This is a genomic window from Streptomyces sp. NPDC041191, from assembly GCF_055591945.1.
In genome coordinates this window covers 184,259-209,839 of the sequence record NZ_JBVIZC010000010.1, presented here as the reverse complement: position 1 = coordinate 209,839, position 25,581 = coordinate 184,259, and the positions used below count along the sequence as shown (strand labels likewise).

Here is a 25,581-nt window from a genome sequence, read left to right as displayed (position 1 = left end):
GTCCTCTGTGAATTCACGAAGCGCTCTTAAGTGCCTTTATGCGGAGGAAGTTAATCGGAGCCACATCTTTCTCCCATTCCGAGCCGTTAGTGTGCATCGCATGAATCACACGCCCCCCGGGTCCGGCCGGATCAGCAAGGCTGTCATCCCGGCCGCCGGCCTCGGCACCCGCTTCCTCCCGGCGACCAAGGCGACGCCGAAGGAGATGCTGCCGGTCGTCGACAAGCCGGCCATCCAGTACGTCGTCGAGGAGGCCGTCGCGGCCGGCCTCTCCGACGTGCTGATGATCACCGGACGGAACAAGCGTCCCCTGGAGGACCACTTCGACCGGAACTACGAGCTGGAGGAGACCCTCAGCCGGAAGGGCGACGACGACCGCCTCTCCAAGGTCCAGGAGTCCAGCGACCTGGCCACCGTGCACTACGTGCGCCAGGGCGCCCCGAGGGGCCTCGGTCACGCCGTGCTGTGCGCCGCCCCGCACGTCGGGGACCAGCCCTTCGCGGTGCTCCTCGGCGACGACCTGATCGACCCGCGCGACCCGCTGCTCGCGCGGATGGTGGAGGTCCGGGAGCGGGAGGGCGGCAGCGTGATCGCGCTGATGGAGGTCGAGCCCTCGCAGATCCACCAGTACGGCTGCGCGGCGGTCGGGCCGACGGCCGACTCCGACGTGGTGAAGGTGACGGACCTGGTGGAGAAGCCCGGTCCGGGCGAGGCGCCCAGCAACTACGCGATCATCGGCCGCTACGTGCTCGACCCGGCCGTCTTCGGGGTGCTGCGGGAGACCCCGCCGGGGCGGGGCGGCGAGATCCAGCTGACCGACGCCCTCCAGGAACTCGCCTCGGACGGGAGGACCGGCGGGCCGGTGCACGGCGTCGTGTTCAAGGGGCGCCGTTATGACACCGGCGACCGGGGCGACTATCTGCGTGCCATTGTCAGACTCGCGTGCGAACGTGAGGATCTGGGACCGGACTTCCGGGCCTGGCTCCGGAGATACGTCAACGAGGAGATGTAGCGCCTTGAGCAGCAGCACGGCACCGCCGCCGTCCCACGACGGACCCGGGGACCACGGCGGGCACGGGGACCACGGCGGGCACGGGGGCCGCACCGGGCCCGACGGACCCGACGGCCCGGGGAAGGGCGGCGCGGCGGACCCCTGCGCGGGCCCGGCCGACGGCCTGTGGACGGTGGACGAGCACCTGGCCGACGTCCTCGCGTCCGTCTCCCCGCTCGAACCCATCGAGCTGCAGCTCCTCGACGCGCAGGGCTGCGTCCTGGTCGAGGACGTGACGGTGCCGGTCGAGCTGCCGCCCTTCGACAACAGCTCCATGGACGGGTACGCGGTCCGGGTCGCCGACGTCGCCGGGGCCACCGAGGAGTTCCCCGCCGTCCTCACGGTGATCGGTGACGTCGCGGCCGGCGCGGGCGGCCTGCCCGAGGTCGGCCCCGGCCAGGCGGCCCGGATCATGACCGGCGCCCCGCTGCCGCCCGGCGCCGAGGCCGTCGTCCCCGTCGAATGGACCGACGGCGGTACGGGCGGGGGCGCGGCGACGGGCATGGGCGCCGCGAGCACCGCCCCCGGCGGCGCGTCCGGCGAGGTCCGGGTGCACCGCGCGGCCGGGGCCCGCGCCCACGTCCGCGCGCGCGGCGACGACGTCAGGAAGGGGGAGCTCGCCCTCGCGGCCGGCACCGTCCTCGGACCGCCGCAGATCGGCCTCCTCGCCGCGATCGGACGCGGCACGGTCCGGGTCCGCCCCCGCGCCCGGGTCGTCGTGCTCTCCACCGGCAGCGAGCTGGTCCAGCCCGGCGAACCGCTGGGACCGGGGCAGATCCACGACTCCAACAGCTTCGCGCTCGCCGCCGCCGCGCGGGACGCCGGCGCCCTCGCCTACCGGGTGGGGGCCGTCGCCGACGACGCGGAGACGCTGCGCGCCGCCCTCGAGGACCAGCTCATCCGGGCAGACCTGATCGTGACCACGGGCGGGGTGAGCGTCGGCGCGTACGACGTGGTGAAGGAGGCGCTGGCCGCGGACGGCGAGGTCGACTTCCGCAGGCTGGCCATGCAGCCCGGCAAGCCGCAGGGGTTCGGGGCGATCGGCGCCGAGCGGATCCCGCTGCTCGCCCTGCCGGGGAACCCGGTCTCCTCGTACGTCTCCTTCGAGCTGTTCGCCCGCCCCGCGATCCGCGCCCTGATGGGCTTCGAGGACCTCCACCGGCCCCGGGTGCGGGCGGTCCTCGACGCGGACGGGACGCTGAGGTCCCCGGCGGGCCGCCGCCAGTTCCTGCGGGGCGCGTACGACCGGGACACCGGCGCCGTCACCCCCGTGGGCGGCGCCGGCTCCCACCTGGTCGCGGCCCTCGCGCACGCGGACTGCCTGATCGTGGTCCCGGAGGAGACGGAGAGCGTGGAACCGGGCGCCGAGCTGGAGGTGGTCCTCCTCGGCTGAGGGAGTACGGGTGGGGGTACGGTGTCGTCCCACACAGCGACCGGGAGTGTCACGGCCATGAGCACGCAGCAAGGTCTCACCCACATCGACGAGGCGGGGGCGGCCCGCATGGTCGACGTCTCCGCGAAGGAGGTCACGGCCCGCACGGCGCGCGCCAGCGGACGGGTCCTCGTCTCGCCGCGCGTGATCGAGCTGCTGCGCGGCGAGGGCGTACCGAAGGGCGACGCGCTCGCGACCGCCCGGATCGCCGGGATCATGGGCGCGAAGAAGACCCCCGACCTCGTCCCGCTCTGCCACCCGCTCGTCCTCTCGGGCGTGACGCTCGACCTGTCGGTCGCGGACGACGCGGTCGAGATCCTGGCGACCGTGCGGACGACGGACCGCACGGGCGTCGAGATGGAGGCCCTGACGGCGGTCTCGGTGGCGGCCCTGACCGTGGTCGACATGGTGAAGGCGGTCGACAAGGGCGCGGTCATCTCCGACGTACGGGTGGAGGAGAAGACGGGCGGCCGGTCGGGCCACTGGACGCGGGGCGAGTCGTGACGCGCGCCGGCCGGGTGACGGGGACGCGCGAGCACCCGGAGCCCGCCGGGTCCGCGACGCCGGGGGAGACCCCGGTGGACGCCTACTCGGCGCTCGTCGTCACCGCCTCCAACCGGGCGGCGGCCGGGGTGTACGAGGACAGGGGCGGTCCGCTGATCGCCGAGGCCCTGGCCGCCCTGCGGTTCACGGTCGAGGGGCCGCGGGTCGTCCCGGACGGGGAGCCCGTCGAGGCGGCGCTCCGGGCGGCCGTCGAGGCCGGGTACGACCTGGTCGTCACCACCGGCGGTACGGGGATCTCCCCGGCCGACCTGACCCCGGAGGCGACCCGCCGGGTGCTGGAGCGGGAGATCCCGGGCATTCCGGAGGCGATCCGCGCGTACGGCCGGGAGAAGGTGCCGACGGCGGCGCTCTCCCGGGGCCTCGCCGGGGTCGCCGGCGGCACCCTGATCGTCAACCTCCCCGGGTCCACGGGCGGGGTGCGGGACGGTCTGGCCGTCCTGGAGCCGCTGCTCCGGCACGCCCTCGACCAGATCCGCGGCGGCGACCACCCGAGACCGTCGTGACTCCGTCCTGGCCCGTGGTCCTCGCCGACGGCGACGTCGTCCTGCGCCCGATAAGGATGCGGGACCACGCGGTCTGGCGCGAGGTGAACCGGCGCAACCGCGAGTGGCTGCGGCCGTGGGAGGCGACGGTTCCGCCGCCGCCCCCGGGGAGCCCGCCCGCCCGCCGCCCGACCTACCGTCAGATGGTGCGCCACCTGCGGTCGGAGGCGAACGCGGGCCGGATGCTGCCGTTCGTGATCGAGTACCGGGGACAGCTCGTCGGCCAGCTCACGGTGGCGGGCATCACCTGGGGCTCCATGTGTTCGGGGCACGTGGGGTACTGGGTGGACAGCGCGGTGGCCGGGCGCGGGGTGATGCCGACGGCGGTCGCGCTCGCCGTCGACCACTGCTTCCGCACGGTCGGGCTGCACCGCGTGGAGGTGTGCATCCGGCCCGAGAACGGGCCGTCCCGCCGGGTCGTGGAGAAGCTCGGCTTCCGCGAGGAGGGGCTGCGGCCCCGTTACCTCCACATCGACGGCGCGTGGCGGGACCACCTGGTGTTCGCGCTGACCGCGGAAGAGGCCCCGGAAGGACTGCTGAGAAGGTGGCGTTCCACAAGAATGAAATAAGTGTTCGAATTAAATCGGCATGTGACGGACCGTCGCCCCGAACAATCACAAAAAATTTCAGTGATATCAGCCAGATCGTGCGACACACCGGGCCAATTGGCCGATGCCTTGGCGTGAACCCCTCTACCGTGTGAATCGTGAGCAGCAGCGGCCTCATCTACGCAGTCATCGTCGGGGCCTGGGCCGCCTACTTGGTGCCGATGTGGCTCCGCAGGCAGGACGAGCTGAACGAAGCCCGTCCGACGGAACGCTTCAGCACCGCCATCCGGCTGCTTTCCGGACGGGCGGGCATGGAGCGCCGGTACGCCAAGGAGCTGAAGGAGCGGGACCGTACGGCGGAGGGTCCGACGCCCGACGTAGACCCGGACGCGGTGACCGAGCATCTGAGCTCGGTCGACGTCCGGGCCTTTTCCGCGCCCGCGACCAGGACCGAGGCGCGCCTGGAACTCCCGGAACCGGCCCCCGCGCCCGCCCCGGCCCGCCCCACCCCCGAGGCCGCCGAACGCGCCCGCCGGGGCAAGGTCCTCGCCCGGCGCCGCCGGACCACGATCGTCCTCTTCCTCGCCTTCACGCTCGGCGCGGTCGTCGCGGCGGTCGGCGGGGTCCCCTTCCTGTGGGTCCCGGCGGTCCCCGCCCTGCTGCTCAGCGCGTACATCGTCCACCTGCGGACCCAGGAGCGGCGGCGCTTCGTGTACGTGATGGACCGGCGCCGCGCCGAAGCGGCGGCCGCCCGGCTGCGCGAGAGCCGCCGCCCCGCCCCGACGCCCGCGCCGGAGGCCGGGACGACGCCCGCGACGGCCCCGGCGGTCTCCCCGCAGGAGGCCGACCGGCGCGCCCTGGTCGAGCAGACCGACCACGCGGAGTGGGTGGACCAGCAGCGCGAGCGCGGCCCGGCCCGCGGCGACAGCTGGGACCCGGTCCCGGTCCCGCTCCCCACGTACGTCACCGCCCCGGTCGCCCCGCGCGCCACGAGCGGCGTCGACATCACGGACCCGGAGACCTGGAGCGCGGCCCGCTCCTCCACGGCGGCCGACCCGGCCCCCACCCCCTCTCCGGCCCCCCGCCGCCGCGCCACCCCGCCCCGCCGGGGCCGCGACCAGGGCCGCACCCCCCTCTTCGACCAGTACGCGGACGACGACGACCGCCCCCGGGCCGCCAACGAGTGAGCCCCGGGGCTCACCCCCGCCCCGTCACCTTCCAGCGCGGGGCCGCGTCGTCCGGGACGTCCGGAGAGGCGAAGTGGAACGGCACGCCGAGGCGGTCTGCGAGGAGCCGCCCCGCGACGGCCGGCGGACGTCCGTCCCGGGGGCCGAAAACGGCCGCCAGGTGCCCCTCTCCCGCGGGATCGTCCAGGACCGCGACCAGCAGCACGAACCAGTCGTGGACGGTGTCGCCGTCCCACAGCGCCTCGATGGCGACCGGCCGGCCCGGAAGGGCGGAGACGCGGGCCGCGAGCGAGGGAAGGTCGAGGGGGTCCGTCGGGGCGAGGGCCACGCGCTCCCCGAGGACCTCGTAACGGGTGTGGACGACCTCCTCCGCCGCGCGCAGGCCGATACCCAGCGGACGCAGGGCCTCCCACACTGCCCTGACCGCCGTCATCCGCCGGTCGCGCAGCACGTTCGCGTCGACCTCCGTGCGCGTGCTCTCCTCCAGGTACGGCCACCAGCCGCTCATCGGGCCACCGGCCGGGCCCCACGGGATTCACCATGCGGCGAAGGTACGCCCGTGCTCTCCGGAACGGCGGATCGGCCGTCCCCGCCCCGCCGCACACGGCGTGACGGTCGTCGCGCGGGTCCGGGAGCCTCCCCGGCTGACCTGCGGCGGAAGCGATTTTTGTTCTCGCCGGTCGGGGTGCTAATGTTTCACACGTCGCAAGGGCCTGTGGCGCAGTCTGGTAGCGCACCTCGTTCGCATCGAGGGGGTCTGGGGTTCAAATCCCCACAGGTCCACAGACAACGAGAGTCCCGCACGGTCGCAAGACCGGGCGGGACTCTCGCGTTTCCGGGCGCGTTCGCGACCGTGCCCGGTCCTCGCCCGCAGGTGAGAACCGGTGCCGGGCGCCCGGCCGGCCGTCGCGACGGTCCGTCAGATCAGCGGCTTGGCGTAGCAGAGGCTGTTCTCGTAGTCGCGGTAGTGGCCGAACTTGGCGCAGGGCTCGTAGCCGCTGGAGGTGTAGAGGGCCACGGCCTCCGGCTGGGCGTCGCCGGTCTCCAGGACCATGCGGACGCGGCCGGCGGCGCGGGCGTCGGTTTCCAGGGCCGCGAGGATGCGGCGGGCCAGGCCCAGGCCGCGCGCCTCCGGGACCACGTACATGCGCTTCAGTTCGGCGTCGCCGTCCGAGTAGCCGTGGTCGTTCTCGTCCTGGGTGCGCCAGCCGCCGGTGGCGACGGGCTTGCCCTCCGGGGTGTAGGCGAGCAGGTAGAGGCCGCGCGGTGGGACGAACATCGTGGCGTCCAGCGGTGTGACGTCGCCCTCGTCGCCGTAGCGGAGGGCGTACTCCGCCTGCACCGCGTCGTTGAGCTTCACGGCGTCGGGGTGGTCATAGGGCGTGGGCTGGATGTTCATGCGCATCATCGTACGTGTGTGCGAGTGGTGGTTGTCGGTATTCTCCCGGGATGCTCACCGTCACCAGCGTGAATGTCAACGGCCTCCGCGCCGCCGCCAAGAAGGGCTTCGCCGCGTGGCTGGCCGGGACCTCCGCCGACGTCCTCTGCCTCCAGGAGGTGCGCGCCGAGGAGGCCCAGCTGCCCCCGGAGGTCCGGGCGCCCGAGGGCTGGTTCGCCGTGCACGCGCCCGCCGCCGCCAAGGGGCGCGCCGGAGTCTCCCTCTACACCCGGCGCGAGCCGGACGCGGTGCGGATCGGCTTCGGGTCGGCCGAGTTCGACGGCGGCGGCCGGTACGTCGAGGCCGACCTGCCCGGCGTGACCGTCGCCAGCCTGTACCTGCCCTCCGGGGAGACCGGGACCGAACGGCAGGACGAGAAGTACCGCTTCATGGACGAGTTCCTGCCGTACCTGAAGGAGCTGAGGGTCCGGGCCGCCGCCGACGGGCGCGAGGTCGTCGTCTGCGGCGACTGGAACATCGCCCACCGCGAGGCCGACCTCAAGAACTGGAAGGCCAACAAGAAGAACGCCGGCTTCCTGCCCGAGGAGCGGGAGTGGCTGAGCCGCGTCCTCGACGGGGAGGACGGGGGGTACGTGGACGTCGTACGGGCGCTCCACCCCGACCGGGAGGGCCCTTACTCCTGGTGGTCCTACCGGGGACGGGCCTTCGACAATGATGCCGGCTGGCGCATCGACCTGATCGTCAGTTCGCCTCGCCTGGCGGAGCGTGCGGTGAAGGCGTACGTGGAGAGGGCTGCGAGCCATGCGGAACGGTGGAGTGATCACGCGCCCGTGACTGCCGTGTTCGATCTGTAGGGAGCGCAGTGGAAAGTCCCGTCCGGCTGTGTTCTTCGCCGTCGCCGGACGGGGCCGCGTGGGGGCGCTAAGCGCGGTTCACGCTTTCTGGCGGGACCAGCCCATTCACGGCCCCCGCCTTCGGGACGTAAGAACGTCGTAGGGCGTTTCTGGCGCTCGCTCGGGAGCTGGGCGGGGTCCTCGTAGTCCGGAATCACGTCCCGCAGGACGCCGACCCGTCCCGCGCGGTCTTCCACGCGCTGCCCGATGTCCGCCGAGGTGACCATCAGTGCCCCTCGGGGTGGCGCCGCATGAAGATGTTGCAGTCGCTGACGGTCGTCCAGTCGCCCACGACGCGAGCACGGCTCCGTACGGCAGCCAGCTCGGCGCAACCCGCGCACCCCTCGGCGGGGTCCGGTTCCCGCTCCAGGTCTAGCGGCAGTTCGATCGGCGGGGTGCTGTAGCGCGTGGGCTCACTCATGGCGCGATCGTCGCGCCGGTCATCAGGACGGGGGAACCTCGTACGTTTCCCACTTCGGGACGTCCCTTCGGGGGTAAAACGTCCCTCGGGATGTCCGGGAGTCGAGGGGACGCAAGCATGCAGAATGAGCGGCTGCGAGCCGTCATGGAGACCGGTGGGTGGACGCACGCCGCTCTGGCCGACGTCACGGGCGTCGACCCCAAGTCCGTGGAACGGTGGGTCAACCTCGGGCGCACTCCGCGCCGGGCAACTGCACTGGCGGCAGCGGAAGCGCTCGGAGAAGACGTGCATGCCCTCTGGCCGGCACTCCGCCAGGCGCGTGCCGCACGCGCCGTGAGCCCCGAACTCGTCGCCTTGTACGGACAACGGGCGGATCTCCCCGTGTCGGCCTTCGTCGATCTCTTCTCCCGGGCACGGCAGCGGATCGACGTGCTGGTGTACGCGGCCGTCTTCCTGCACGAGGCCTACCCCCGCCTCAACGACCTTCTGCGCGAACGGGCCGACGACGGATGCGCGGTCCGCATCGCGGTGGGTGACGCCGATGACTCCAACGTCCAGCAGCGCGGACGGGAAGAGAAGTTCGGCCACGGCATCGAATCCCGCTGTCGTCTCGCCCTCCTGCACTACCGGCCCCTCGCGGGCGTGCCGGGAATCGAGCTGCGTACGCACGGAACGACCCTCTACAACAGCCTGTACCGCGCCGACGACCAGATGCTGGTCAACGGACACGTGTGGGGCGTCAACGCCTACGGTGCGCCCGTGTGGCACCTGCGACGCCACGGCGACGGGGGCATGTTCGGCACCTACGCGGGGAGCTTCGACGCCGTGTGGGGAACGGCCCGCCCCGTGGAAGGCTGAGCGTCGTGGCCCGAACCGAGTACTACGACGATCCGAACGCCCCCCGGCCGAACAGCCTGGTCGTGGCAGCCTCCGCCGTCGTGACCGACGGGGACGGGCGTGTACTTCTCCAGCGTCGCCGGGACAACGACTTGTGGGCGCTGCCAGGCGGAGCCATGGACATGGACGATTCCCTGCCCGGCACGGCCGTGCGAGAGGTCAAGGAGGAGACCGGTCTGGACGTCGAGATCACGGGACTCGTCGGCACGTACACCGACCCCCGTCACGTCATCGCGTACAGCGACGGAGAGGTACGCCGGCAGTTCAACGTCTGCTTCAACGCCCGGGTCGTCGGCGGCACCCTGGCCGTCTCCGAGGAGAGCACGGAGCTCCGCTTCGTGGCACCAGAAGAACTCGACTCGCTTCCCATGCACCACACGCAGCGGCTGCGCATCGGGCACTTCCTGGAACGGCGTGCCGCCCCGTACCTCGGATAGCACCCGGCCGCCGGTTCAGGGCTTGTCGCGCAGCCGTCTGTCCAGGGCCAGGGACAGCTCCGCCTCCACCACGCTCTTGGCGAGCGGGCGCAGGCGCCACAGGTCCTCCTCGGCGGCGTGGGCGCGCAGGAGTCCGGTGAAGAGCTTCGCGAGCGCCTCGGCGTGCTCGCGGACCCGGGCGCCCGCCCCGAGGACCTCCGCGAGCGGGACGCCCTCCCGGACGAGGGAGGCCGAGACGTCGAGGAGGCGGCGGCTGACGTGGACGATCTCCTCGCCGTCGGGCACCAGGTAGCCGAGCTCCAGGGCGGCGGCGAAGTTCTCCGGGGTGACCTCGCCCGCGAAGTGGTCCGCCAGCTCCTCGGGGGTGAGCCGGACCGGCTCCTCCTCGCTGGGGGTGTCCAGGGCGAGGACCTCGCGGACGTTCCGGCCGCTCTCGAAGGCGCTGGTGAGGTCGGCGATGCCGTTGAGGGTGTGGCCGCGCTCCAGGAGGGCGGCGATGGTCCGCAGCCGGGCCAGGTGCTGTTCGTCGTACCAGGCGATCCGGCCCTCGCGGCGGGGCGGCGGGATCAGGCCGCGCTCGCGGTAGAAGCGCAGGGTGCGCACCGTGATGCCGGCCGCCGCCGCCAGCTCCTCCACGCGGTACTCGCGCGCGCCGCCGCCGCCGGTCGCGGGAGCGGTGCTCCCCGACGCACCCCCCGCCGCGCCGCCGGTCGCGGGAGCGGTGCTCCCCGACGCACCCCCCGCCGCGCCGCCGGTCGCGGGAGCGGTGCTCCCCGGCGTACCCCCCGTCGCGGCGCCGGCGCCCGTGCCGCCGTCGTCGGTCGTGCCGCTTCCCGTGCCGCCGTTGTCCGTCGTGCCGCGCCGGCCTCCGTGTGCGCCCGTCCCCGGACCCGCTCCCTCTGCCACGCCCGCCAGCCTATGTTGTACCGCCGGTAACTTTCCCTCGTCGTACCCCTACCGTTCGGTAGGGAGCTGCTCTACAGTCCCCACCATGCCAGTGATTGCTGGCGAGATCGGGCCGGACGCACGGGAGGCGGCATGGCGAAGCACGAGCACGTACGGGTGGCGGTGATCGGATCGGGATTCGGCGGCCTGGGAGCCGCCGTCCGGCTGCGCCGCGAGGGGATCACCGACTTCGTGGTCCTGGAGCGGGCCGACTCCGTGGGCGGCACCTGGCGCGACAACAGCTACCCGGGCTGCGCCTGCGACGTCCCCTCCCACCTCTACTCCTTCTCCTTCGCGCCCAACCCGGACTGGCCCCGCACCTTCTCCGGGCAGCGGCACATCCGCGCGTACCTGGAGCACGTGACGGACACCTTCGGGATCCGGCCCCACCTGCGCCTGAACCACGAGGTGCTGCGGATGGTGTGGGACGCCGAGGCGCTGCGGTGGGAGATCGAGACCTCCTCCGGGGCCTTCAGCGCCGAGGTGGTCGTCTCCGCCACCGGCCCGCTCTCCGACCCCAAGGTCCCCGACATCCCGGGGCTCTCCGACTTCCCCGGCAAGGTCTTCCACTCCGCCCGCTGGGACCACGACTACGACCTCACCGGCAAGCGCGTCGCCGTGATCGGCACCGGGGCCTCCGCCATCCAGATCGTGCCCGCGATCCAGCCGAAGGTGAAGAGGCTGACGCTCTTCCAGCGCACGCCCCCGTGGGTCATGCCCCGCATGGACCGGAACATCACCGGCGTCGAGCGCCGGCTCCACCGCGCCCTGCCCCTCACCGCGACCCTGCGCCGCGGCCTGCTCTGGGGCATCCGCGAACTCCAGGTCGGCGCCTTCACCAAGCACCCCGGTGAGCTGGGCCTCGTCGAGAAGCTCGCCAGGGCCAACATCGCCAGGGCCGTCAAGGACCCGGCCCTGCGGGCCAAGCTGACCCCCTCGTACCGCATCGGCTGCAAGCGCATCCTGCTGTCGAACACGTACTACCCGGCGGTCGCGCGGCCCAACGTCGACGTCGTCGCCTCCGGGCTCCGCGAGGTCCGCGGCTCCACCCTGGTCGGCGCCGACGGCACCGAGACCGAGGCCGACGCGATCGTCTTCGGCACCGGCTTCCACGTCACCGACATGCCGATCGCCCCGCGCGTCATCGGCGCCGACGGGCGCTCGCTCGCCGAGGTGTGGAAGGACGGCATGGAGTCGCTGCGCGGCGCCACCGCCGCCGGCTTCCCCAACTGGATGACGATCATCGGCCCCAACACGGGCCTGGGGAACTCCTCGATGATCCTCATGATCGAGTCCCAGCTCAACTACATGGCCGACTACCTGCGCCAGCTCAACGTCCTCGGCGGGCGCGCCGCCCTCGCCGTCCGGCCCTCCGCCGTGAACGCCTGGAACCGCAAGGTGCAGGCCCGGATGGAGCGGACCGTCTGGAAGTCCGGCGGCTGCGAGAGCTGGTACCTCGACGCCAACGGCCGCAACACCACCCTCTGGCCGGGCACCACCGGCGAGTTCCGGCGCGAGACCCGGCGGGTCGACCTCTCCGAGTACGAGGTCCTCCGCGCGCCCCGGTCCGCCCCGGCCGCGACGTCCCGTCCGTCCCGCACGAAGGAGGCCGCGCAGTGAGCCGGCACCTGACCCCGCTCCCCGAGGCCCGCGAACTCACCGCGGTCTCCGCCGACGGCTCCCGCGTCCACGTCCGGGTCTACGGCCCCGAGGGCGCCCCCGCCGTCGTCCTGTCCCACGGCTGGACCTGTTCGATCGCCTTCTGGGCCGACCAGATACGGGCGCTCGCCCCCGACCACCGGGTGATCGCCTACGACCAGCGCGGACACGGCCGCTCCCCGGTGCCCGGGTCCGGGGGCTACTCCACGACGGCGCTCGCCGACGACCTGGAGGCGGTGCTCGCCGCCACCCTCCGGCCCGGCGAACGGGCCGTCCTGGCCGGCCACTCCATGGGCGGCATGACGATCATGGCCGCCGCCGACCGCCCCGGTCTGCGGGACCACGCCGCCGCCGTCCTGCTCTGCTCCACCGGCCCCTCCCGGCTGACCGCCGGGGCCACCGTCGTACCGCTGCGGCCCGGCCGGCTGCGCACCCGGCTCACCCGGGCCGTCCTCGGTTCGAAGGCGCCGCTCGGTCCGGTCAACGCCCTCTCGAAGAAGATCCTCAAGTACGCGACCATGGGCCCCGGCACGGCGCCGGAGCGGGTCGACGCCTGCGCCCGGATCGTGCACGCCTGCCCGCGCGACGCGCGCTACGGCTGGTCGCAGGTCCTCGCCGGCCTCGACCTCGAACGGGGCCTGAGGTCCCTGCGGTTGCCGGTCGCCGTGCTCGTCGGCACCGCCGACCGGCTCACCCCGGCCGCCCACTCCCACGCCATGGCGGACGCGCTGCCGCACTGCACCGACTTCGTCCGGCTGACCGGCGTGGGCCACATGACGCCGATGGAGGCGCCCGAGGCCGTCACCGCGCAGATCCGCGAACTGACCCTCACGTACCTGGGCGTGAAGGACACCGTGAACGTCAAGGAGGAAGCATGAGCAGGGTGAGTCTCGAAGGGCAGGTCGTGGTCGTCACCGGGGGTGCCCGGGGCGTCGGCGAACTCCTCGCCCGCAAGCTCTCCGCGCGCGGTGCGAAGATCGCGCTCGTCGGCCTGGAGCCCGACCTCCTCAAGGAGGTCGCCGGGCGGCTGCACACCGAGGCCGACTGGTGGCACGCCGACGTCACCGACCACGAGGCGATGGCCCGGGTCGCGGCCGAGGTGAAGGAGCGCTTCGGGAAGGTCGACGTCGTCGTCGCCAACGCCGGCGTCGCGACGGGCGGTCCGTTCGCCGACTCCGACCCGGTCGCCTGGCGCCGGGTCATCGAGGTCAACCTGATCGGCGGCGCCGTGACCGGCCGGGCGTTCCTGCCCGTCCTCATGGAGTCCCGCGGGTACTTCCTCCAGATCGCCTCGCTCGCCGCGATCACCCCGGCCCCGATGATGACGGCGTACTGCGCCTCCAAGTCGGGCGTCGAGGCGTTCGCGCACAGCCTGCGGGCCGAGGTCGCGTACAAGGGAGTGAAGGTCGGCGTCGGCTACCTCTCCTGGACCGACACGGACATGGTGCGGGGCGCCGACCAGGACGACGTCATGCGCGAGCTGCGCCAGCGGCTGCCGTGGCCGTCGAACCGCACGTACCCCCTCGGTCCGGCCGTCGACCGGATCGTCGAGGGCATCGAGCGGCGCTCGCCCCACGTCTACGCCCAGTGGTGGCTGCGCGGGATGCAGTCGATCCGCGGCTACCTGCCCTCCCTGATCGGGGTGGTGGGCCAGCGCGAGGTGAAGCGCTTCGAGCCGCGTCTCGGCTCGATTCCCAAGGGGCTCGTGGGCGCGGGGGGCGCGGCCGACGAGCACGCGCGGGCCGGAAAGGTCTGACGGGACGGCCCGGGGGAGGGCCGGGCGGTGGCCCGGGGGAGGGCTTCGGAGAAGGGCCCTTCCCCCGGGCCTCACTGTCCGTAATTGATCGACATGCGTGGAATGTCCGCCCGTGTGAGGCTGGTCGAGGCCGGGGACAGGCCGTCCCCCACCTCGCTAGGAGTGAACTTCCATGGGTATGCAGGACCAGTTCAAGGACAAGGCGGAGCAGCTCAGGAACCAGGCCAAGGAGGCCATGGGCAAGGCCAAGGACGAGGCGTCCGAGCGCGCCTCCCAGGGCCGCGAGCGCTCCGGGGACGAGGCGCGCGACGCCCGCCGACAGGTGCAGGACCGCGCCGAGCAGGCCCGTAACCGCCAGGCCTGACCCGGCTGTTCCACACGGAGGGCGCACCCGGTACGCCGGGTGCGCCCTTCCGCGCACGCCGCGTCCTTCCGCGCAGGCCGCCTCCCTCCGCGCGCACCCGTGGTCCGGCGCGAAACCGCTCGTCCCGCGCCCCGGTTCTCCGTACGGTGGCGCCCATGGCCGCACTCGAACGACTCCGACCCGACCACGCCCCCGCCCTGCTCGCGTTCGAGCGGGAGAACCGGGCCCACTTCGCCGCGTCCGTGCCCGACCGGGGCGACGCGTACTTCACCGACTTCGACGCGCGGCACCGGGCGCTGCTCGACGAGCAGGAGGCCGGGACCGTCCACTTCCACGTGCTCGTGGGGGAGGGCGGCGAGGTCCTGGGACGGTTCAACCTGGTCGACGTCGCCGACGGGAGCGCCGAGCTGGGCTACCGGGTCGCCGAGCGGGCCGCCGGGCGCGGCCTGGCCACCGCCGGGGTCCGCGAGCTGTGCCGGCTGGCCCGCGAGGAGTACGGGCTGAGCCGGCTGACCGCCGTCACGACCCTCGACAACGCGGGGTCGGGCGCCGTCCTCCGACGGGTCGGCTTCGGCGCGGTCGGCAGCGTGACGCTGGACGGGCGGGCGGGGACTTCGTACGAACTGGACCTGGTATACGCGGCCGTGGAGACGGCGTAGGGGTGGTCCGGCCGACGGCTCCTGAGGGTTGCGCACTTGCGCCGGTTTCCTAGACGGGCTCGAACGAGTGGAGGGCCACTCGGAGGGCCTTCGGACCGATGGCTGCCCGTGCCGACCGTGCCCTTCGAGTTAAGCCCCGACACGGGGCCACCGGCACGGCACGGCCTGGTCCGAGGCCGATGCGAACGCCGTGCCGCGAACCTGCCGACGAACCGATCGCCATGACCGGTGCATACGTTTTCGGCCGACCGCGATGCGCCTGTCGGCGGCTCACGGGCGGTCTGGTCGCACGTTTCCGCAGGTTGGCGCGTCTTTGGTGTTCCATTGGCCGAAAATGATCTCCACGCTCCTGTGAGTCGTCCGTATGGTTCATGAAGATCCCGTGGAGGAACGTGCAGGACGTGAAACGTCGTGCGCCCGACGGGAGGGTGCCCGATTGGTGAACGTCCAAGTCGGTGACGTTGTCGGGCACATCTTTTGTGGGGGGATCCACGATGCGTACTTCGAGGGCGTACGTGCGCCGCCTTGCGGTCGGTACGACCGTTTCGGCGCTGGCGCTGACGATGCTGGCGACACCGTCCGAGGCGGACGACCGGAAGGGGGAGTCGGGGATCGTCAAGCCCGCGCTTCCACGCTGGACGCCTCCGACGGCGAAACTTCCAGTCGGTGCGCAAGGTGTTGCGCGCTTCGGTGCGCAGGCCGCAGCGCCCGTGACGCCACGCTTCGACGTTGACGGGGACGGCGTGAGCGATCTCCTCATCCGGGGGCTGGACGACGCCGTGTACATCAAGCGCTGGCAGACTGGCCAAGCAGATTCGTACCCGTCGGACTACGCTCTTCCGGATCTTCCGAACGTCTGGAAGGACGTGATCGAGCCGGGCGACCTCGACGGCGACGGCGTGCCCGAGCTGTTCGTCCTCGGTCCGGACGGCACCCTGACGCTGCAGCCCTCCAAGATTTACCTGGGTAAGAAGGTGTGGACTCAGGCCGGATGGCAAAAGTACAACAAGGTCTTCGTGCCGGGTGACGTGACCGGCGACGGCAAGAACGACCTGATGGCCCGGACTCCGAACGGTGACCTCTACCTCTGTGCTGGCACGGGCAAGCTGGACGCCCCGCTCGCCGCTGCAGTCAGGGTCGGCTACGGCTACGACATGTTCGACCAGTTGGTCGGTGCCGGTGACATGAACGGCGACGGACGTGGTGACGTGGTCGCTCGTACTCCGGCCGGGGACCTTTACTTCTACGCCGGTACCGGCAGCGCCTCCGCACCACTGAAGCCCATGGTCAAGGTCGGGTCCGGATGGGCCGCCTACAACCAGATCCTCCCGCTGGACAACAGCTCCGGTCACGTCGACCTGGTGGCCCGGGACCTCGCCGGAACGCTGTGGATGTTCCCGGGGGACGACAAAGGAGGGCTCGGTGCGCGGGTCCAGCTCGGTACCGGATGGCAAGGGGCCACTCTCGCCAACTCGGGCGGTAATCCCTTCTTCGGCAAGGGTGAACTCATCGCCTGGGACACCACCAACACGCTCAACTATTACCTGAACCTCGGCAATGGCCTCTTCGCCGCCCGGCTCCTCATCGACGGCGACATGACCGGTTACGCCCTGCCGAAGCTGTCCAATGCTTCCTCGATGGACGACAACTCCCGTTGGTCCACCCTCACCCTGGTCCGCTCCGACGGACACCTCGAGGTGGGTGGCAACGACGTCGGCGGCGGATGGAACGTGATGACGGCGTTCGCCGGCATCGGAGACCTCGACAACGACGGCAAGAGTGACCTGCTGGCCCGCCACTCCGGCGGCCACCTCTACTTCTATCCCGGCACCGGGGTGAACGACCTCAGTACCCGTACCGACCTCGGTGCCGGATGGAACGCCTTCGACGTGCTCGTCGGCTCCGGTGACGTCACGGGCGACGGACTGCCCGACCTCCTCGCCCGGGAATCCGGCACCGGACACCTATGGCTCTATCCGGGCGCACAGAAGATTGGCTTCGGCACACGAGTGGACATCGGCGGCGGCTGGAACGTCTACAACAAGATCGCGTCTCCTGGTGACATGAATGGTGATGGTCTGGCCGACCTCGTCGCCACCGACGCGGCCGGTGACCTTTGGCGTTACAACGCCGACGGCGCCGGAAAGCTGCACACCAGGGTTGAGGCCGGCCAGGGCTGGAACGTACACAAAGCCATCTACTGATTTATTTCGTGAGCCCGGGGCCGATGTCCCGGGCTCCCTGGAAGCGTGGCGATCGCTGATCCGGCGGTCCGTCGACTGGTGATCCCGTGCCCAACGCCGCACGCTTCAGGTGATGGGGGATCGCCGAAAATCGCATTCCATGAACCGCCTTTTGCGTGCAATGATCTCCTCCGTACTTCAGGGGGAAGGAAAAGGGATACTCCGCGGCCTTCGTGTCGGACTCGGATTGACTCGGTTTTTCCTTCCTCGTCCTTCACGAAATCCAGAGGGGGCCCATGTGGGCACGCACGACCCACAGGCGCGCAGACAGGAATTTCGGTCCTGGCTCGTGTACGCATTTCACGCAACCGCGTTCACCACATCCTTGGCGGTGACCGCCACCCTGATGGCTACGGCGCCGGCGCTTGCCGATGAGCCCGGAGACTTCCCTGAAAACCCGTACGAGCGCACTCTGCGCATCAGTCTCGGGCAACGGGAACGCATGGACCGCTGCCGGTTGAGCCGCGACATCCGAGTGGCGGGTCCTGTCCAGAAGGCGTTCGTCAATGACGTACTCGCAGGACCGGACAAGAATATCCATGAAACGCTTTACTTCGGGGGGAGCGGATACCCCAGTGTCGAGTATTTCAAAGCCGGGCAAAGCGACTATGACGTCGAACGTGCGGCAGGGAAAGAGTTCGACGAGCGGCAGCTGAACCTCGAAAAAACCAACGCCCCCTATGCTCGGGCGAACTATGAAGGTGGCCGCCCGTACGCCGCTCCAGTGATTGGGGCGGATATTCTCGCCTTCACCTGGAAGGGGCGCGAATCCATTCGGGCGGCTGTGTCGAGTGATCCCATCCCCAAGCCGTCGGCGGTATCACTCGCCAAGGCGAAGGAGATGTATTCGGCAATCCCGGTCAGCGAAGACTACTGGACTAAGGAGTACACTCGTCTGGCCGCAGCCGAAATCGGCGCCACGTCCGGTTACAGCGCTTACAGCTCCGCGAACGACGTCGCCTCGTTCCTCAGATACGGAGGATTCCCCGCCAAGGCGCCGCAGCCGGATTCCCTGGAGTTCCGTACAGAAGTCGAGACCCTCAAAGCTGCTTGGGCCGCCTGTGACAGCGTGAACCCGGTCGATTTCAACCGTGTCCTGACCGGTCCGATCCTGCAGGCTCACACCGAATGGGAGGCTGAATACACCTCTCAGACGACCCAACGCAAGGACATCGTCGCCGCCGAGATCGCCGCCTCCAAGGAGGCACGGCTTTCCGCCGACTACATGATCGAGGCGATCCGGCAGTCGTGGCAGGCGGACCAGGTCCTCTTCTGGCAGCAGTACTGGCGTGACAACCCCAATGCCCCGAACAGGCCCTCGCTCAACGACCAGAAGAACGCGACCCGGCTTCTCGCCACCATCCGCGAGACCACTTCTCAGCTGCTCCCCAACGCCAACGCGGCCGTCACTCGAGCCAAGGTCGCAGCTGACCGGGCCTCTACAGCACAGAACTCCGCGTGGGCCATAGCCGACCAGAACCTCTACCCGCGCGGCCGTGGCCTGATGTACGCGGCCCAGTCCGTTCAGGTGGCAAAGGCCTCCGTGGCCGCGGCACAGGCCGCCGCCAAGACGGTCGAAACTGCGCTCAAGGCCATCCAGGCCAACAGTTCCAACGGCCAGGCGTTCTACGCCCTGGCGCAAACTCAGTCCCACGCGGTCACCACGGAGTTCCGCAAGGCGGCGGCGCTGGAGGCGAAGGAGCAGGCGAAGGCGGCCTCCGAAGCCGCGGCCAAGCGAGCGCAAGAGGCGGCTGCCAACGCCGCGACGGCCAAGCAGGCCCGTACGACCGCGGAGAAGGCCGAACAGGACGCCAAGGCCGGCGCGGCCGAGGCGAAGCGGCAGCGGGGCATCGCGGAGACCGAGAAAGCCAATGCCGAGCGGGAACGCGACAAGGCGGCCGGCGAGCGCCAGAAGGCACAGGCCGCAGAGGAGCGGGCACTCACCGAGAAGGACAACGCCCAGCGCGCCCGCGTGTCCGCCGAGACGTCGGGTACGACGGCGGCCCAGCAGTCGGAGGTGGCGGAAGAAGCCGAACTGCGCGCCCGCGCGGCACGCGCCAAAGCGGTCGATGCCGAACGCCAGCGGGATGCCACGGCATCGCGCGCCCATGCGCTGGAAGCGGCCGCGGCAGCCGCTGAGGGAAGCAGCGCGGCCGCCGAAACGCGACAGGCTGCCACAGAGGCACGCGCAGCCTCCAACGAAGCGGCCTCGGCCGCAGTGAGTGCCCGCGCCGCGGCGAACGAGGCGTCGACGGCGGCGGTCAACGCGCGCGCGGCGGCGACCCGTGCCGCGGGTTCGGCCAAGCGCGCCAACGCCGCGGCCACCTCCGCATGGTCGGCCTACAGCAAGACGCACGCGGCGGCGGCCACGGCACACGCGGCTGCCGCGAAGGCGATCGACGCGGCCGCGGCCGCGTAGAAGAATGCCAAGGCCGCCCAGGACGAGGCCAAGAAGGCCCAGACCGCGGCGATAAACGCCCGTAAGCAAGCCACCGCCGCCGTGGCCGAGGCGGCGAAGACCGCTGCCTGGTCAGCGAAGACCGCCGGCTTCGCCCACGCGGCGGCACAGTACGCCCAGGGGGCCCGGGACGCCGCCATCGCGGTGACCAAGGCGGCCGACGAGGCGATCAGCCTTGGTGCCCCCTACCGCGAGACGGATACCAGTGCCGCGTTCGCAGTGCTGATCGGCCAGTTCTCCAAGACCCTCGCCGAGCAGCAGTCCGCCGCTGCCAAGGCCAAGGCGGACGAAGCCGACAAGGCGGCCGCGCAGGCCAAGGCGCTGGCCGACAAGGCGTCCGGCGACGCGAAGATCGCCCTTCAGGCGGCAGCCGACGCCGCCGCCTACGCGGTGCAGGCGCAGAAGTCCGCGGACGCGGCCCGTGCCTCGGCGGCGGCGGCGACCGCAGACGCGACCGCGGCCCAGAAGGCCGACGCCAATGCTCAGAAGTACGACGAGCAGGCCGGCACCGACGCCTTCTACGCCAGTTTCGCGGCGAGCGACGCGGACGCGGCCGCGGCCCAGGCCGACCGGGACGCCACCGACGCCGAGCGGGACGCCGCGAGCGCCGGCTCCGCGGCCACCTCCGCCGAGAACGACGCGGCGGCCGCCGGCCGGACGGCCACCACCGCGGAAGCGAACGCCACACGCGCCGAGCAGGCTGCTGCCAACGCTCAGAACGACGCCGAACGGGCCGACGAGGCGGCCGACGAGGCGGAGGCCGAAGAACGGCAGCGCGCCAAGGAGGAACGGGAGAAGGCCGTTGCCTCCAGTGGTTCCACCGGTGGCTCCTCCGGCGGAACCAACCCTGAGTACGTGCTGACCACGGATGAGGAAGCCATCCTCCTCGCGGAGTGCGGTCAGGTCTGTGTGGACCAGTACCACCAGGCCATGACGCAGGTGGACCAGGACATCATCGACTGGGTCCAGGCCAACGGCGGGCAGATCATCCTCGATCTGGTTGGTGTGACGGACGCGAAGAAATGCTTCTCGGACCCTGACATCGAAAGCTGCCTGTGGACCCTCTTCAACGCCGTAACCCTGGTGACCGTGATCGGCAAGGCCCCGCAGTTCGCCAAGGCCGTCGCACGCGTCAGTTCCGGGATCGGGAAGTTCTTCGAGGCCACCACCGCCGCCCGTAGAACTCTCGAATCGCTGCGCACGATCATCAACGCCCGCCTCGCCCTGGCCGTCTCGTTCTGTGTCAAGCACAGCTTCGTAGCGGGCACCAAGGTCAAGATGGCCGACGGCGGCCTCCGCAGCATCGAGGACGTGACCGCCGGAGACCTGGTCCTCAACGCGCGGCCCGGCGGCAACGCCGTCGAACGGCACCGTGTCGCGCGGACGCACCGCACCACGACGGACACTCGGTTCACCGATGTGACCGTCGCCACCGCGAACGGCCGGCACACCGTCACGGGCACGTCCGACCACCCGTTCTACGACCTGACCACCCGGTCATGGGCGGACGCGGGGCGGCTCAGGGTCGGAGACCGCCTGCAGACCACCGACGACGGAACCGTCACGGTTCTGGACGTCACCTCGTACACCAAGCCGCAGGTCACCTACGACCTCACAATCGCGGGCGTTCCCACGTACTTCGTGATGGCCGGTGACTCTCCCCTGCTGGTGCACAACATCAGCTGCCGCACGATCAGGGAGGGCGCGCTCAAACACATCGGTGACAGGCACTTGTGGGGTGGCACCTACCATCTCGCCGGTGACATGAACAACGTCTTCGACCAGGCGATCGACGCGGTCAAGCTGAAGAAGCTCATCCAGGAGGCGGCTCAGTTCGGCCACGAGGTTCCACGGTCCGTGAAGGATGTGGAGCGAACCGGCAACTACATCGACTACGCCTTCGACAGCATCACGACCGGCGTCAACGGACAGAATGGAATCCGCCTGGTCGTAGACCAGTTCGGCGACCTCATCACCGCCATGCCCAAGAACGTCTTCTAAGGAAGAGCGGATGATCGATTTCTCCTTCGAGCCGAGGGCGGACGACGCATCCTGGTCCCCGGACTGGCGTCCGGAACACCCGGAACTGGACAGCTCGGCCTTCTGCCTGAGGTATTTCAGAACGGACCAGCGGCTCGTCATCCACGGCGTGGACCTCAGTGTGCATGTGGCGGGGGAACCCGCCGTCGACTTCGCGCTGATGCTCGACCTGGCCACCAGGACACTCACGCACCAGAGCAGCGTCGCGGTCGAAGCCAGCCTGTCCCAGCACGTGTACGCGTTCACCAGGGAAGGGGAGACCGTCACCCTGACGACCACGTGGCCGCCGGGAGCAGTGGCCCGGCTCGCCTGGCCGGAGTTGCAGGAGCTGACGGAAAGAGCGAAGTACGAAGCGGTGCGGCTGATCGTTACCGCCCATCCGGAACTCCGCGACAACGAGTGGCTGACCCGGACGGTCGCGCGACCGCCCGCCGTCTAGTACCCGTTGTCCGAGGGCCGGGGCCTTGAGCCCCGGCCCCTCGTCGTTCAGGACCTACACTTCGGTCCGAAGGTTTTAAAGGTGCGCTTCAGCCGGCCTGCTCCTCCCGCCTCGGCGGCAGCTTCGGCCGCGACCGGTCCGGCAGGTCCACGTACTCCGGAGGGCTCGCCGCCGGGTTCTTCTCCAGGAGGGCCAGGGCGACGTGGACGGCGTCGTCCAGTTGTGCGTAGCGGCCCTCCGCCCAGTCCAGGGGGGTGCGCAGGACCGCGAGGTCGGGTTCCACGCCCTGGTTCTCCAGGGACCAGCCGTACTCGGGGAACCAGGCGGCGTTCATGGGCACGGTGATGTGGGTGCCGTCCCCCAGGCGCTGGCGGCCGGTCATGCCGACGACCCCGCCCCAGGTGCGCTGGCCGACGACGGGGCCGAGGCCGAGGATCTTGAACGCGGCGGTGATCATGTCGCCGTCGGAGGAGGTCGCCTCGTCCGCGAGGGCGACGACCGGGCCGCGCGGGGAGTTGGAGGGGTAGCCGACGGGCTGGGCGTCGCGCGTGAGGTCCCAGCCGACGATCCTGCGGGTCAGCTTCTCGATGACGAGTTCGCTGATGTTGCCGCCGGCGTTGCCCCGCACGTCCACGATGAGGGCCGGCCGGGAGACCTCCATGCGCAGGTCCCGGTTGAACTGCGCCCAGCCGGAACCGCCCATGTCGGGGATGTGGAGGTATCCGCAGCGCCCGCCGCTCAGTTCGCGCACCACGGCCCGGCGCTTGGCCACCCAGTCCTGGTAGCGCAGCGGGCGTTCGTCCACGAGCGGGACGACGGCGACGCGGCGGGCGGGACCCTCGCCCCCGGCGGGACCCTCGCCCCCGGCGGGACCCCCGCCCCCGGCGGGACCCCCGCCTCCGGCCGGGCCCTCGACCCCGGCGGGACGGAAGGTCAGCTCGACGGTGGTGCCGCCGGTCCCGGAGAGCAGCGGGTACGGCCCGGTGACCGGGTCCACCGGGCGGCCGTCGACGTGGGTGAGGACGGCGCCCGCGCGGATGCCGGTGCCGGCCAGCGGGGAGCGGGCCTTGGAGTCGGAGGACTCGCCGGGCAGGATGCGCCGGACCGTCCACCCCGCCTCCCGGGGCACGAGATCGGCGCCGAGCAGGCCCATGGGCCGCTGATAGTGCGGCGGGCCCTCGTTGCGGCGGGCGGGGGTGACGTACGCGTGCGAGGTGCCCAGTTCGCCCAGGACCTCGCGGAGCAGGTCGGCGAACTCGTCGGGCGACGAGACCCGTTCGACCAGCGGCCGGTACTGGTCGAGGACCGCCGTCCAGTCCACGCCGCCCATGCCGGGCTCCCAGAAGTAGGCGCGGACGATCCGCCCGGCCTCGTCGAACGCCTGGCGCCACTCGGCGCCCGGGTCCACCTCGTGCAGGATGCGCCGCAGATCCAGGTAGACGGTGGAGTCGTCGTCCGCCGCCTCGGTCGCGGGCACCGCCCGCAGCTCGTTCTCGTCCGCGACGACGAGCCGCGTCCCGTCGCCGCTGACCGCGAACCAGTCGAGGTCGGAGGCGAGTTCGCTCTTGCGGGCCCTGGTGATGGAGAAGTGTTCCAGGGTGGGGCGGCCCGAGGTGTCGGCCGGGTTGGCGAAGGTCTCGCCCAGCGCGCCGGAGATGGGCCAGCGCAGCCAGACCAGGCCGCCGCCGCTGACCGGGTGCAGGGCGGAGTACTTGGAGGCGGTGACCGGGAAGGGCGTGACCCGGTCGGCGAGGCCCTCGGTCTCCACGGTGACCGTGCCGTCCGCCGTCGCCTCCGCGTCGTCGTCGGCCGGGTCGAGGCCGCCGGCCGCCGGCCGTCCGTCCGGGAGCAGCGCGAAGGGGGACGGGGTCGCGGAGGAGAGCGGGACGAGGTAGGGCCGGCAGCCCAGCGGGAAGGAGAGGTCGCCGGTGTGCACGTCGTACACCGGGTCGAAGCCGCGCCAGGAGAGGAAGGCGAGGTAGCGGCCGTCGCGGGTGAAGACGGGGTTCTCGTCCTCGAAGCGCCCGTTGGTGACGTCCACGACGGTGCGGGCGCCGGGGCCCGCGACGCGGGCCAGCTTGATGGAGCGCAGGGAGCGGCCGATGCCGGGGTGGGACCAGGTCAGCCAGTCGCCGTCGGGGGAGAAGGCGAGGTCGCGGACGGGTCCGTTGACGGACCTGATCAGCTCGGTGACCTCGGCGTCGGGCCCTTCGGCGTCCGTGGCGCCGGTCTCCTCGGGCACGGTCAGGAGGAGGAGCCGGCCGTCGTGGGAGGCGAGCGCGATCCGTTCGCCGTCCGGGTCGGCGACCAGCTCCTCGATCCGGCCGAGGCCGCCGGTGACGAGCCGGCGCGGCGGCCGGTCGCCGCTGACGCGCGGCAGGCTGGCCACCTCGACGGCGTCCTCGCCGTCGGCGTCGGTGACGTACGCGACCTGGCCGCCGCTGCCCAGCATCTCGGGCAGCCGGACCCGGACGCCCGGGGCGTCGGCGATCGTGCGGGCCGGGCCGTCGCGGTGCGTCAGCCAGTACAGGCTGCCCCGGACGGAGACGGCGCTGGCCCGGCCGGTCTCGTCCACGGAGAGCGCGTCCACGTGGTGGGCGGCGGGCACCTGGTAGGGGCGGCGGCCGACGCGCTGGCCGCCGAGCCGCACCTCCAGCCTGCGGGGGCGGGAGTCGGGGGTGAGGGCGTCCACGATCCACAGCTCGCCCGCGCACTGGTAGACGACCCGGCGGCCGTCGGTGGAGGCGTGCCGGGCGTAGAAGTCGGCGTGGTCGGTGTGGCGGCGCAGGTCCGTGCCGTCGGGCCGGCAGGAGTACAGGTTGCCGACGCCCTCGTGGTCGGAGAGGAACGCGACCCGGCCGTCCACGGCCATGGGGCAGTCGAGGTGCCCGCCGATGTCGGGCAGCAGCCGCTTCCCGTGCAGCCAGAGGCGGCCGGTGGCGCCGCCCCGGTACCGCTTCCACGCGGCCGGCTCGTGCGGCGGCGTTCCGGTCAGGAGCAGGGTGCACCGCTCGCCGTCGTGGCCGGGGGCGGGGGTGTGGTCGGTGACGGCGATGTCGGAGACGGGGCCCCAGGGCAGCCGGCGGCCGGGCGAGCCGTCGGTGGGGACGGTGTAGGCCCAGGAGAAGTACGAGAAGGGCTGCCCGTGCGAGGAGACGGCGAGGATCCCGGAGCGGCCGTCCCGGTCGGGGGGCGTCCAGCCGCAGACCCGGGTGTCGGTGGAGCCCCAGTGGGTGAGCTGCCGGGCGGGCCCGCCGTCGACGGGGACGAGGTGGATCTCGGGGTCCAGGCTGCGCCAGCTCGTGTACGCGAGGTGGCGCCCGTCCGGCGAGAAGCGCGGGTGCCCGACTCTGGTCCGGTCGACGGTGAGCCGCCAGGCCCGGCCGGGGGGCTGCCCCTCGGCCGCGAGCGGGGCGATCCAGAGGTCGTCCTCGGCGACGAAGCACAGCAGGTCGTCGTGGAGGTGCGGAAAACGGAGATACGCGACGTCGTCACTCACCACACCATGCTTCCCGGGCCGGGGGGCCGGGGCAACTCGTACGGGCCCGTGGACGGGGGCGCGGTGCGGGGGAGGTGTGGCCCAGAACACGTACGAAACGGTTTCGTTTCGCTGGACGCGGGGTTATCTTCGTACGGTACGAAACCGT

23 protein-coding genes and 1 tRNA gene are annotated in these 25,581 nt (G+C 71.6%); 19 read left to right on the top strand and 5 right to left on the bottom strand.

What is annotated here, in order from left to right:
- Positions 1 to 100: 100 nt before the first annotated feature.
- From galU to sepX, 6 genes are all read left to right on the top strand, one after another.
- Entirely contained in the window at positions 101 to 1,012 is a 912-nt protein-coding gene (galU, locus tag ACZ6AQ_RS21190) for a UTP--glucose-1-phosphate uridylyltransferase GalU (RefSeq protein WP_468761305.1), read from the top strand.
- Between the two features lie 163 nt (positions 1,013 to 1,175).
- Complete coding sequence (gene glp / locus ACZ6AQ_RS21185) at positions 1,176 to 2,444, top strand: molybdotransferase-like divisome protein Glp (protein ID WP_468761514.1); 1,269 nt, start codon at positions 1,176 to 1,178, stop codon at positions 2,442 to 2,444.
- A gap of 57 nt (positions 2,445 to 2,501) precedes the next feature.
- Positions 2,502 to 2,987, top strand: coding sequence for a cyclic pyranopterin monophosphate synthase MoaC (gene moaC, locus ACZ6AQ_RS21180; protein ID WP_468761303.1), 486 nt, complete (start codon positions 2,502 to 2,504; stop codon positions 2,985 to 2,987).
- On the top strand, positions 2,984 to 3,550 hold the full coding sequence (locus ACZ6AQ_RS21175) for a MogA/MoaB family molybdenum cofactor biosynthesis protein (RefSeq protein WP_468761301.1): 567 nt from the start codon (positions 2,984 to 2,986) through the stop codon (positions 3,548 to 3,550). Before moaC ends, ACZ6AQ_RS21175 begins: the two co-directional genes overlap by 4 nt.
- Entirely contained in the window at positions 3,547 to 4,158 is a 612-nt protein-coding gene (locus tag ACZ6AQ_RS21170; RefSeq protein WP_468761299.1) for a GNAT family N-acetyltransferase, read from the top strand. Before ACZ6AQ_RS21175 ends, ACZ6AQ_RS21170 begins: the two co-directional genes overlap by 4 nt.
- A gap of 137 nt (positions 4,159 to 4,295) precedes the next feature.
- Positions 4,296 to 5,324, top strand: a complete 1,029-nt coding sequence (gene sepX, locus ACZ6AQ_RS21165; protein WP_468761297.1) for a divisome protein SepX/GlpR — start codon at positions 4,296 to 4,298, stop codon at positions 5,322 to 5,324.
- 10 nt (positions 5,325 to 5,334) lie between these two features.
- Here sepX and ACZ6AQ_RS21160 read toward each other — a convergent pair whose 3' ends face one another.
- Positions 5,335 to 5,832 carry a hypothetical protein gene (locus ACZ6AQ_RS21160; RefSeq protein ID WP_468761296.1) on the bottom strand — a complete coding sequence of 166 codons (498 nt, stop codon included), beginning with the start codon at positions 5,830 to 5,832 and terminating at the stop codon, positions 5,335 to 5,337.
- Between the two features lie 201 nt (positions 5,833 to 6,033).
- Here ACZ6AQ_RS21160 and ACZ6AQ_RS21155 point away from each other — a divergent pair.
- Positions 6,034 to 6,107, top strand: a tRNA-Ala gene (locus ACZ6AQ_RS21155).
- Positions 6,108 to 6,243: 136 nt separating this feature from the next.
- On the opposite strand, the gene ACZ6AQ_RS21150 is transcribed toward ACZ6AQ_RS21155, so the two are convergent.
- On the bottom strand, positions 6,244 to 6,723 hold the full coding sequence (locus tag ACZ6AQ_RS21150) for a GNAT family N-acetyltransferase (RefSeq protein WP_468761294.1): 480 nt from the start codon (positions 6,721 to 6,723) through the stop codon (positions 6,244 to 6,246).
- Positions 6,724 to 6,773: 50 nt separating this feature from the next.
- On the opposite strand from ACZ6AQ_RS21150, the gene ACZ6AQ_RS21145 reads away from it, so the two are divergent.
- Positions 6,774 to 7,577 carry an exodeoxyribonuclease III gene (locus tag ACZ6AQ_RS21145; RefSeq protein ID WP_468761292.1) on the top strand — a complete coding sequence of 268 codons (804 nt, stop codon included), beginning with the start codon at positions 6,774 to 6,776 and terminating at the stop codon, positions 7,575 to 7,577.
- A gap of 265 nt (positions 7,578 to 7,842) precedes the next feature.
- Here the strand turns inward: ACZ6AQ_RS21145 and ACZ6AQ_RS21140 are convergent, their stop codons facing one another.
- Positions 7,843 to 8,037, bottom strand: coding sequence for a hypothetical protein (locus tag ACZ6AQ_RS21140; protein WP_468761290.1), 195 nt, complete (start codon positions 8,035 to 8,037; stop codon positions 7,843 to 7,845).
- Positions 8,038 to 8,154: 117 nt separating this feature from the next.
- Between ACZ6AQ_RS21140 and ACZ6AQ_RS21135 the strand changes: the two genes are divergently transcribed.
- Together ACZ6AQ_RS21135 and ACZ6AQ_RS21130 are read left to right on the top strand one after the other, a co-directional pair.
- Positions 8,155 to 8,895 (top strand): helix-turn-helix domain-containing protein, encoded by a 741-nt coding sequence (locus ACZ6AQ_RS21135; RefSeq protein WP_468761288.1) that lies wholly within the window; start codon positions 8,155 to 8,157, stop codon positions 8,893 to 8,895.
- A gap of 5 nt (positions 8,896 to 8,900) precedes the next feature.
- Positions 8,901 to 9,371, top strand: a complete 471-nt coding sequence (locus tag ACZ6AQ_RS21130) for an NUDIX domain-containing protein (protein WP_468761286.1) — start codon at positions 8,901 to 8,903, stop codon at positions 9,369 to 9,371.
- A 15-nt stretch (positions 9,372 to 9,386) separates the two neighbouring features.
- On the opposite strand, the gene ACZ6AQ_RS21125 is transcribed toward ACZ6AQ_RS21130, so the two are convergent.
- Positions 9,387 to 10,007, bottom strand: coding sequence for a MerR family transcriptional regulator (locus ACZ6AQ_RS21125; RefSeq protein WP_468761512.1), 621 nt, complete (start codon positions 10,005 to 10,007; stop codon positions 9,387 to 9,389).
- Between the two features lie 402 nt (positions 10,008 to 10,409).
- Here ACZ6AQ_RS21125 and ACZ6AQ_RS21120 point away from each other — a divergent pair, with 402 nt between their 5' ends.
- The 9 genes from ACZ6AQ_RS21120 to ACZ6AQ_RS21080 all read left to right on the top strand — a co-directional run bounded on the left by ACZ6AQ_RS21120 (position 10,410) and on the right by ACZ6AQ_RS21080 (position 21,934).
- Positions 10,410 to 11,936, top strand: a complete 1,527-nt coding sequence (locus tag ACZ6AQ_RS21120; RefSeq protein WP_468761284.1) for a flavin-containing monooxygenase — start codon at positions 10,410 to 10,412, stop codon at positions 11,934 to 11,936.
- 8 nt (positions 11,937 to 11,944) lie between these two features.
- Positions 11,945 to 12,853, top strand: a complete 909-nt coding sequence (locus tag ACZ6AQ_RS21115; protein ID WP_388692885.1) for an alpha/beta fold hydrolase — start codon at positions 11,945 to 11,947, stop codon at positions 12,851 to 12,853.
- Complete coding sequence (locus ACZ6AQ_RS21110) at positions 12,850 to 13,731, top strand: SDR family oxidoreductase (protein WP_468761282.1); 882 nt, start codon at positions 12,850 to 12,852, stop codon at positions 13,729 to 13,731. Before ACZ6AQ_RS21115 ends, ACZ6AQ_RS21110 begins: the two co-directional genes overlap by 4 nt.
- 172 nt (positions 13,732 to 13,903) lie before the next feature.
- Positions 13,904 to 14,095, top strand: a complete 192-nt coding sequence (locus ACZ6AQ_RS21105; protein WP_468761280.1) for a hypothetical protein — start codon at positions 13,904 to 13,906, stop codon at positions 14,093 to 14,095.
- Positions 14,096 to 14,250: 155 nt separating this feature from the next.
- Positions 14,251 to 14,754: a GNAT family N-acetyltransferase gene (locus ACZ6AQ_RS21100; protein ID WP_468761278.1), complete on the top strand. Its 504-nt coding sequence runs from the start codon at positions 14,251 to 14,253 to the stop codon at positions 14,752 to 14,754.
- 494 nt (positions 14,755 to 15,248) lie between these two features.
- Positions 15,249 to 16,958: an FG-GAP repeat domain-containing protein gene (locus ACZ6AQ_RS21095; protein WP_468761276.1), complete on the top strand. Its 1,710-nt coding sequence runs from the start codon at positions 15,249 to 15,251 to the stop codon at positions 16,956 to 16,958.
- 370 nt (positions 16,959 to 17,328) lie between these two features.
- Positions 17,329 to 19,416 carry a hypothetical protein gene (locus ACZ6AQ_RS21090; protein ID WP_468761274.1) on the top strand — a complete coding sequence of 696 codons (2,088 nt, stop codon included), beginning with the start codon at positions 17,329 to 17,331 and terminating at the stop codon, positions 19,414 to 19,416.
- A gap of 81 nt (positions 19,417 to 19,497) precedes the next feature.
- Entirely contained in the window at positions 19,498 to 21,456 is a 1,959-nt protein-coding gene (locus ACZ6AQ_RS21085; RefSeq protein ID WP_468761272.1) for a Hint domain-containing protein, read from the top strand.
- 10 nt (positions 21,457 to 21,466) lie between these two features.
- Positions 21,467 to 21,934, top strand: a complete 468-nt coding sequence (locus ACZ6AQ_RS21080; RefSeq protein WP_468761270.1) for a hypothetical protein — start codon at positions 21,467 to 21,469, stop codon at positions 21,932 to 21,934.
- 88 nt (positions 21,935 to 22,022) lie between these two features.
- Here the strand turns inward: ACZ6AQ_RS21080 and ACZ6AQ_RS21075 are convergent, their stop codons facing one another.
- On the bottom strand, positions 22,023 to 25,433 hold the full coding sequence (locus ACZ6AQ_RS21075; protein WP_468761268.1) for a S41 family peptidase: 3,411 nt from the start codon (positions 25,431 to 25,433) through the stop codon (positions 22,023 to 22,025).
- Between the last annotated feature and the right edge of the window lie 148 nt (positions 25,434 to 25,581).

What these genes read in the sequence shown, in the direction of transcription:
- galU (WP_468761305.1), top strand. Translation starts at nt 101, where the DNA reads ATGAATCACACGCCCCCCGGGTCCGGCCGGATCAGCAAGGCTGTCATC.
- moaC (WP_468761303.1), top strand. Translation starts at nt 2,502, where the DNA reads ATGAGCACGCAGCAAGGTCTCACCCACATCGACGAGGCGGGGGCGGCC.
- ACZ6AQ_RS21160 (WP_468761296.1), bottom strand. Translation starts at nt 5,832, where the DNA reads ATGAGCGGCTGGTGGCCGTACCTGGAGGAGAGCACGCGCACGGAGGTC.
- ACZ6AQ_RS21150 (WP_468761294.1), bottom strand. Translation starts at nt 6,723, where the DNA reads ATGAACATCCAGCCCACGCCCTATGACCACCCCGACGCCGTGAAGCTC.
- ACZ6AQ_RS21145 (WP_468761292.1), top strand. Translation starts at nt 6,774, where the DNA reads ATGCTCACCGTCACCAGCGTGAATGTCAACGGCCTCCGCGCCGCCGCC.
- ACZ6AQ_RS21140 (WP_468761290.1), bottom strand. Translation starts at nt 8,037, where the DNA reads ATGAGTGAGCCCACGCGCTACAGCACCCCGCCGATCGAACTGCCGCTA.
- ACZ6AQ_RS21135 (WP_468761288.1), top strand. Translation starts at nt 8,155, where the DNA reads ATGCAGAATGAGCGGCTGCGAGCCGTCATGGAGACCGGTGGGTGGACG.
- ACZ6AQ_RS21120 (WP_468761284.1), top strand. Translation starts at nt 10,410, where the DNA reads ATGGCGAAGCACGAGCACGTACGGGTGGCGGTGATCGGATCGGGATTC.
- ACZ6AQ_RS21110 (WP_468761282.1), top strand. Translation starts at nt 12,850, where the DNA reads ATGAGCAGGGTGAGTCTCGAAGGGCAGGTCGTGGTCGTCACCGGGGGT.
- ACZ6AQ_RS21105 (WP_468761280.1), top strand. Translation starts at nt 13,904, where the DNA reads ATGGGTATGCAGGACCAGTTCAAGGACAAGGCGGAGCAGCTCAGGAAC.
- ACZ6AQ_RS21100 (WP_468761278.1), top strand. Translation starts at nt 14,251, where the DNA reads ATGGCCGCACTCGAACGACTCCGACCCGACCACGCCCCCGCCCTGCTC.
- ACZ6AQ_RS21095 (WP_468761276.1), top strand. Translation starts at nt 15,249, where the DNA reads ATGCGTACTTCGAGGGCGTACGTGCGCCGCCTTGCGGTCGGTACGACC.
- ACZ6AQ_RS21080 (WP_468761270.1), top strand. Translation starts at nt 21,467, where the DNA reads ATGATCGATTTCTCCTTCGAGCCGAGGGCGGACGACGCATCCTGGTCC.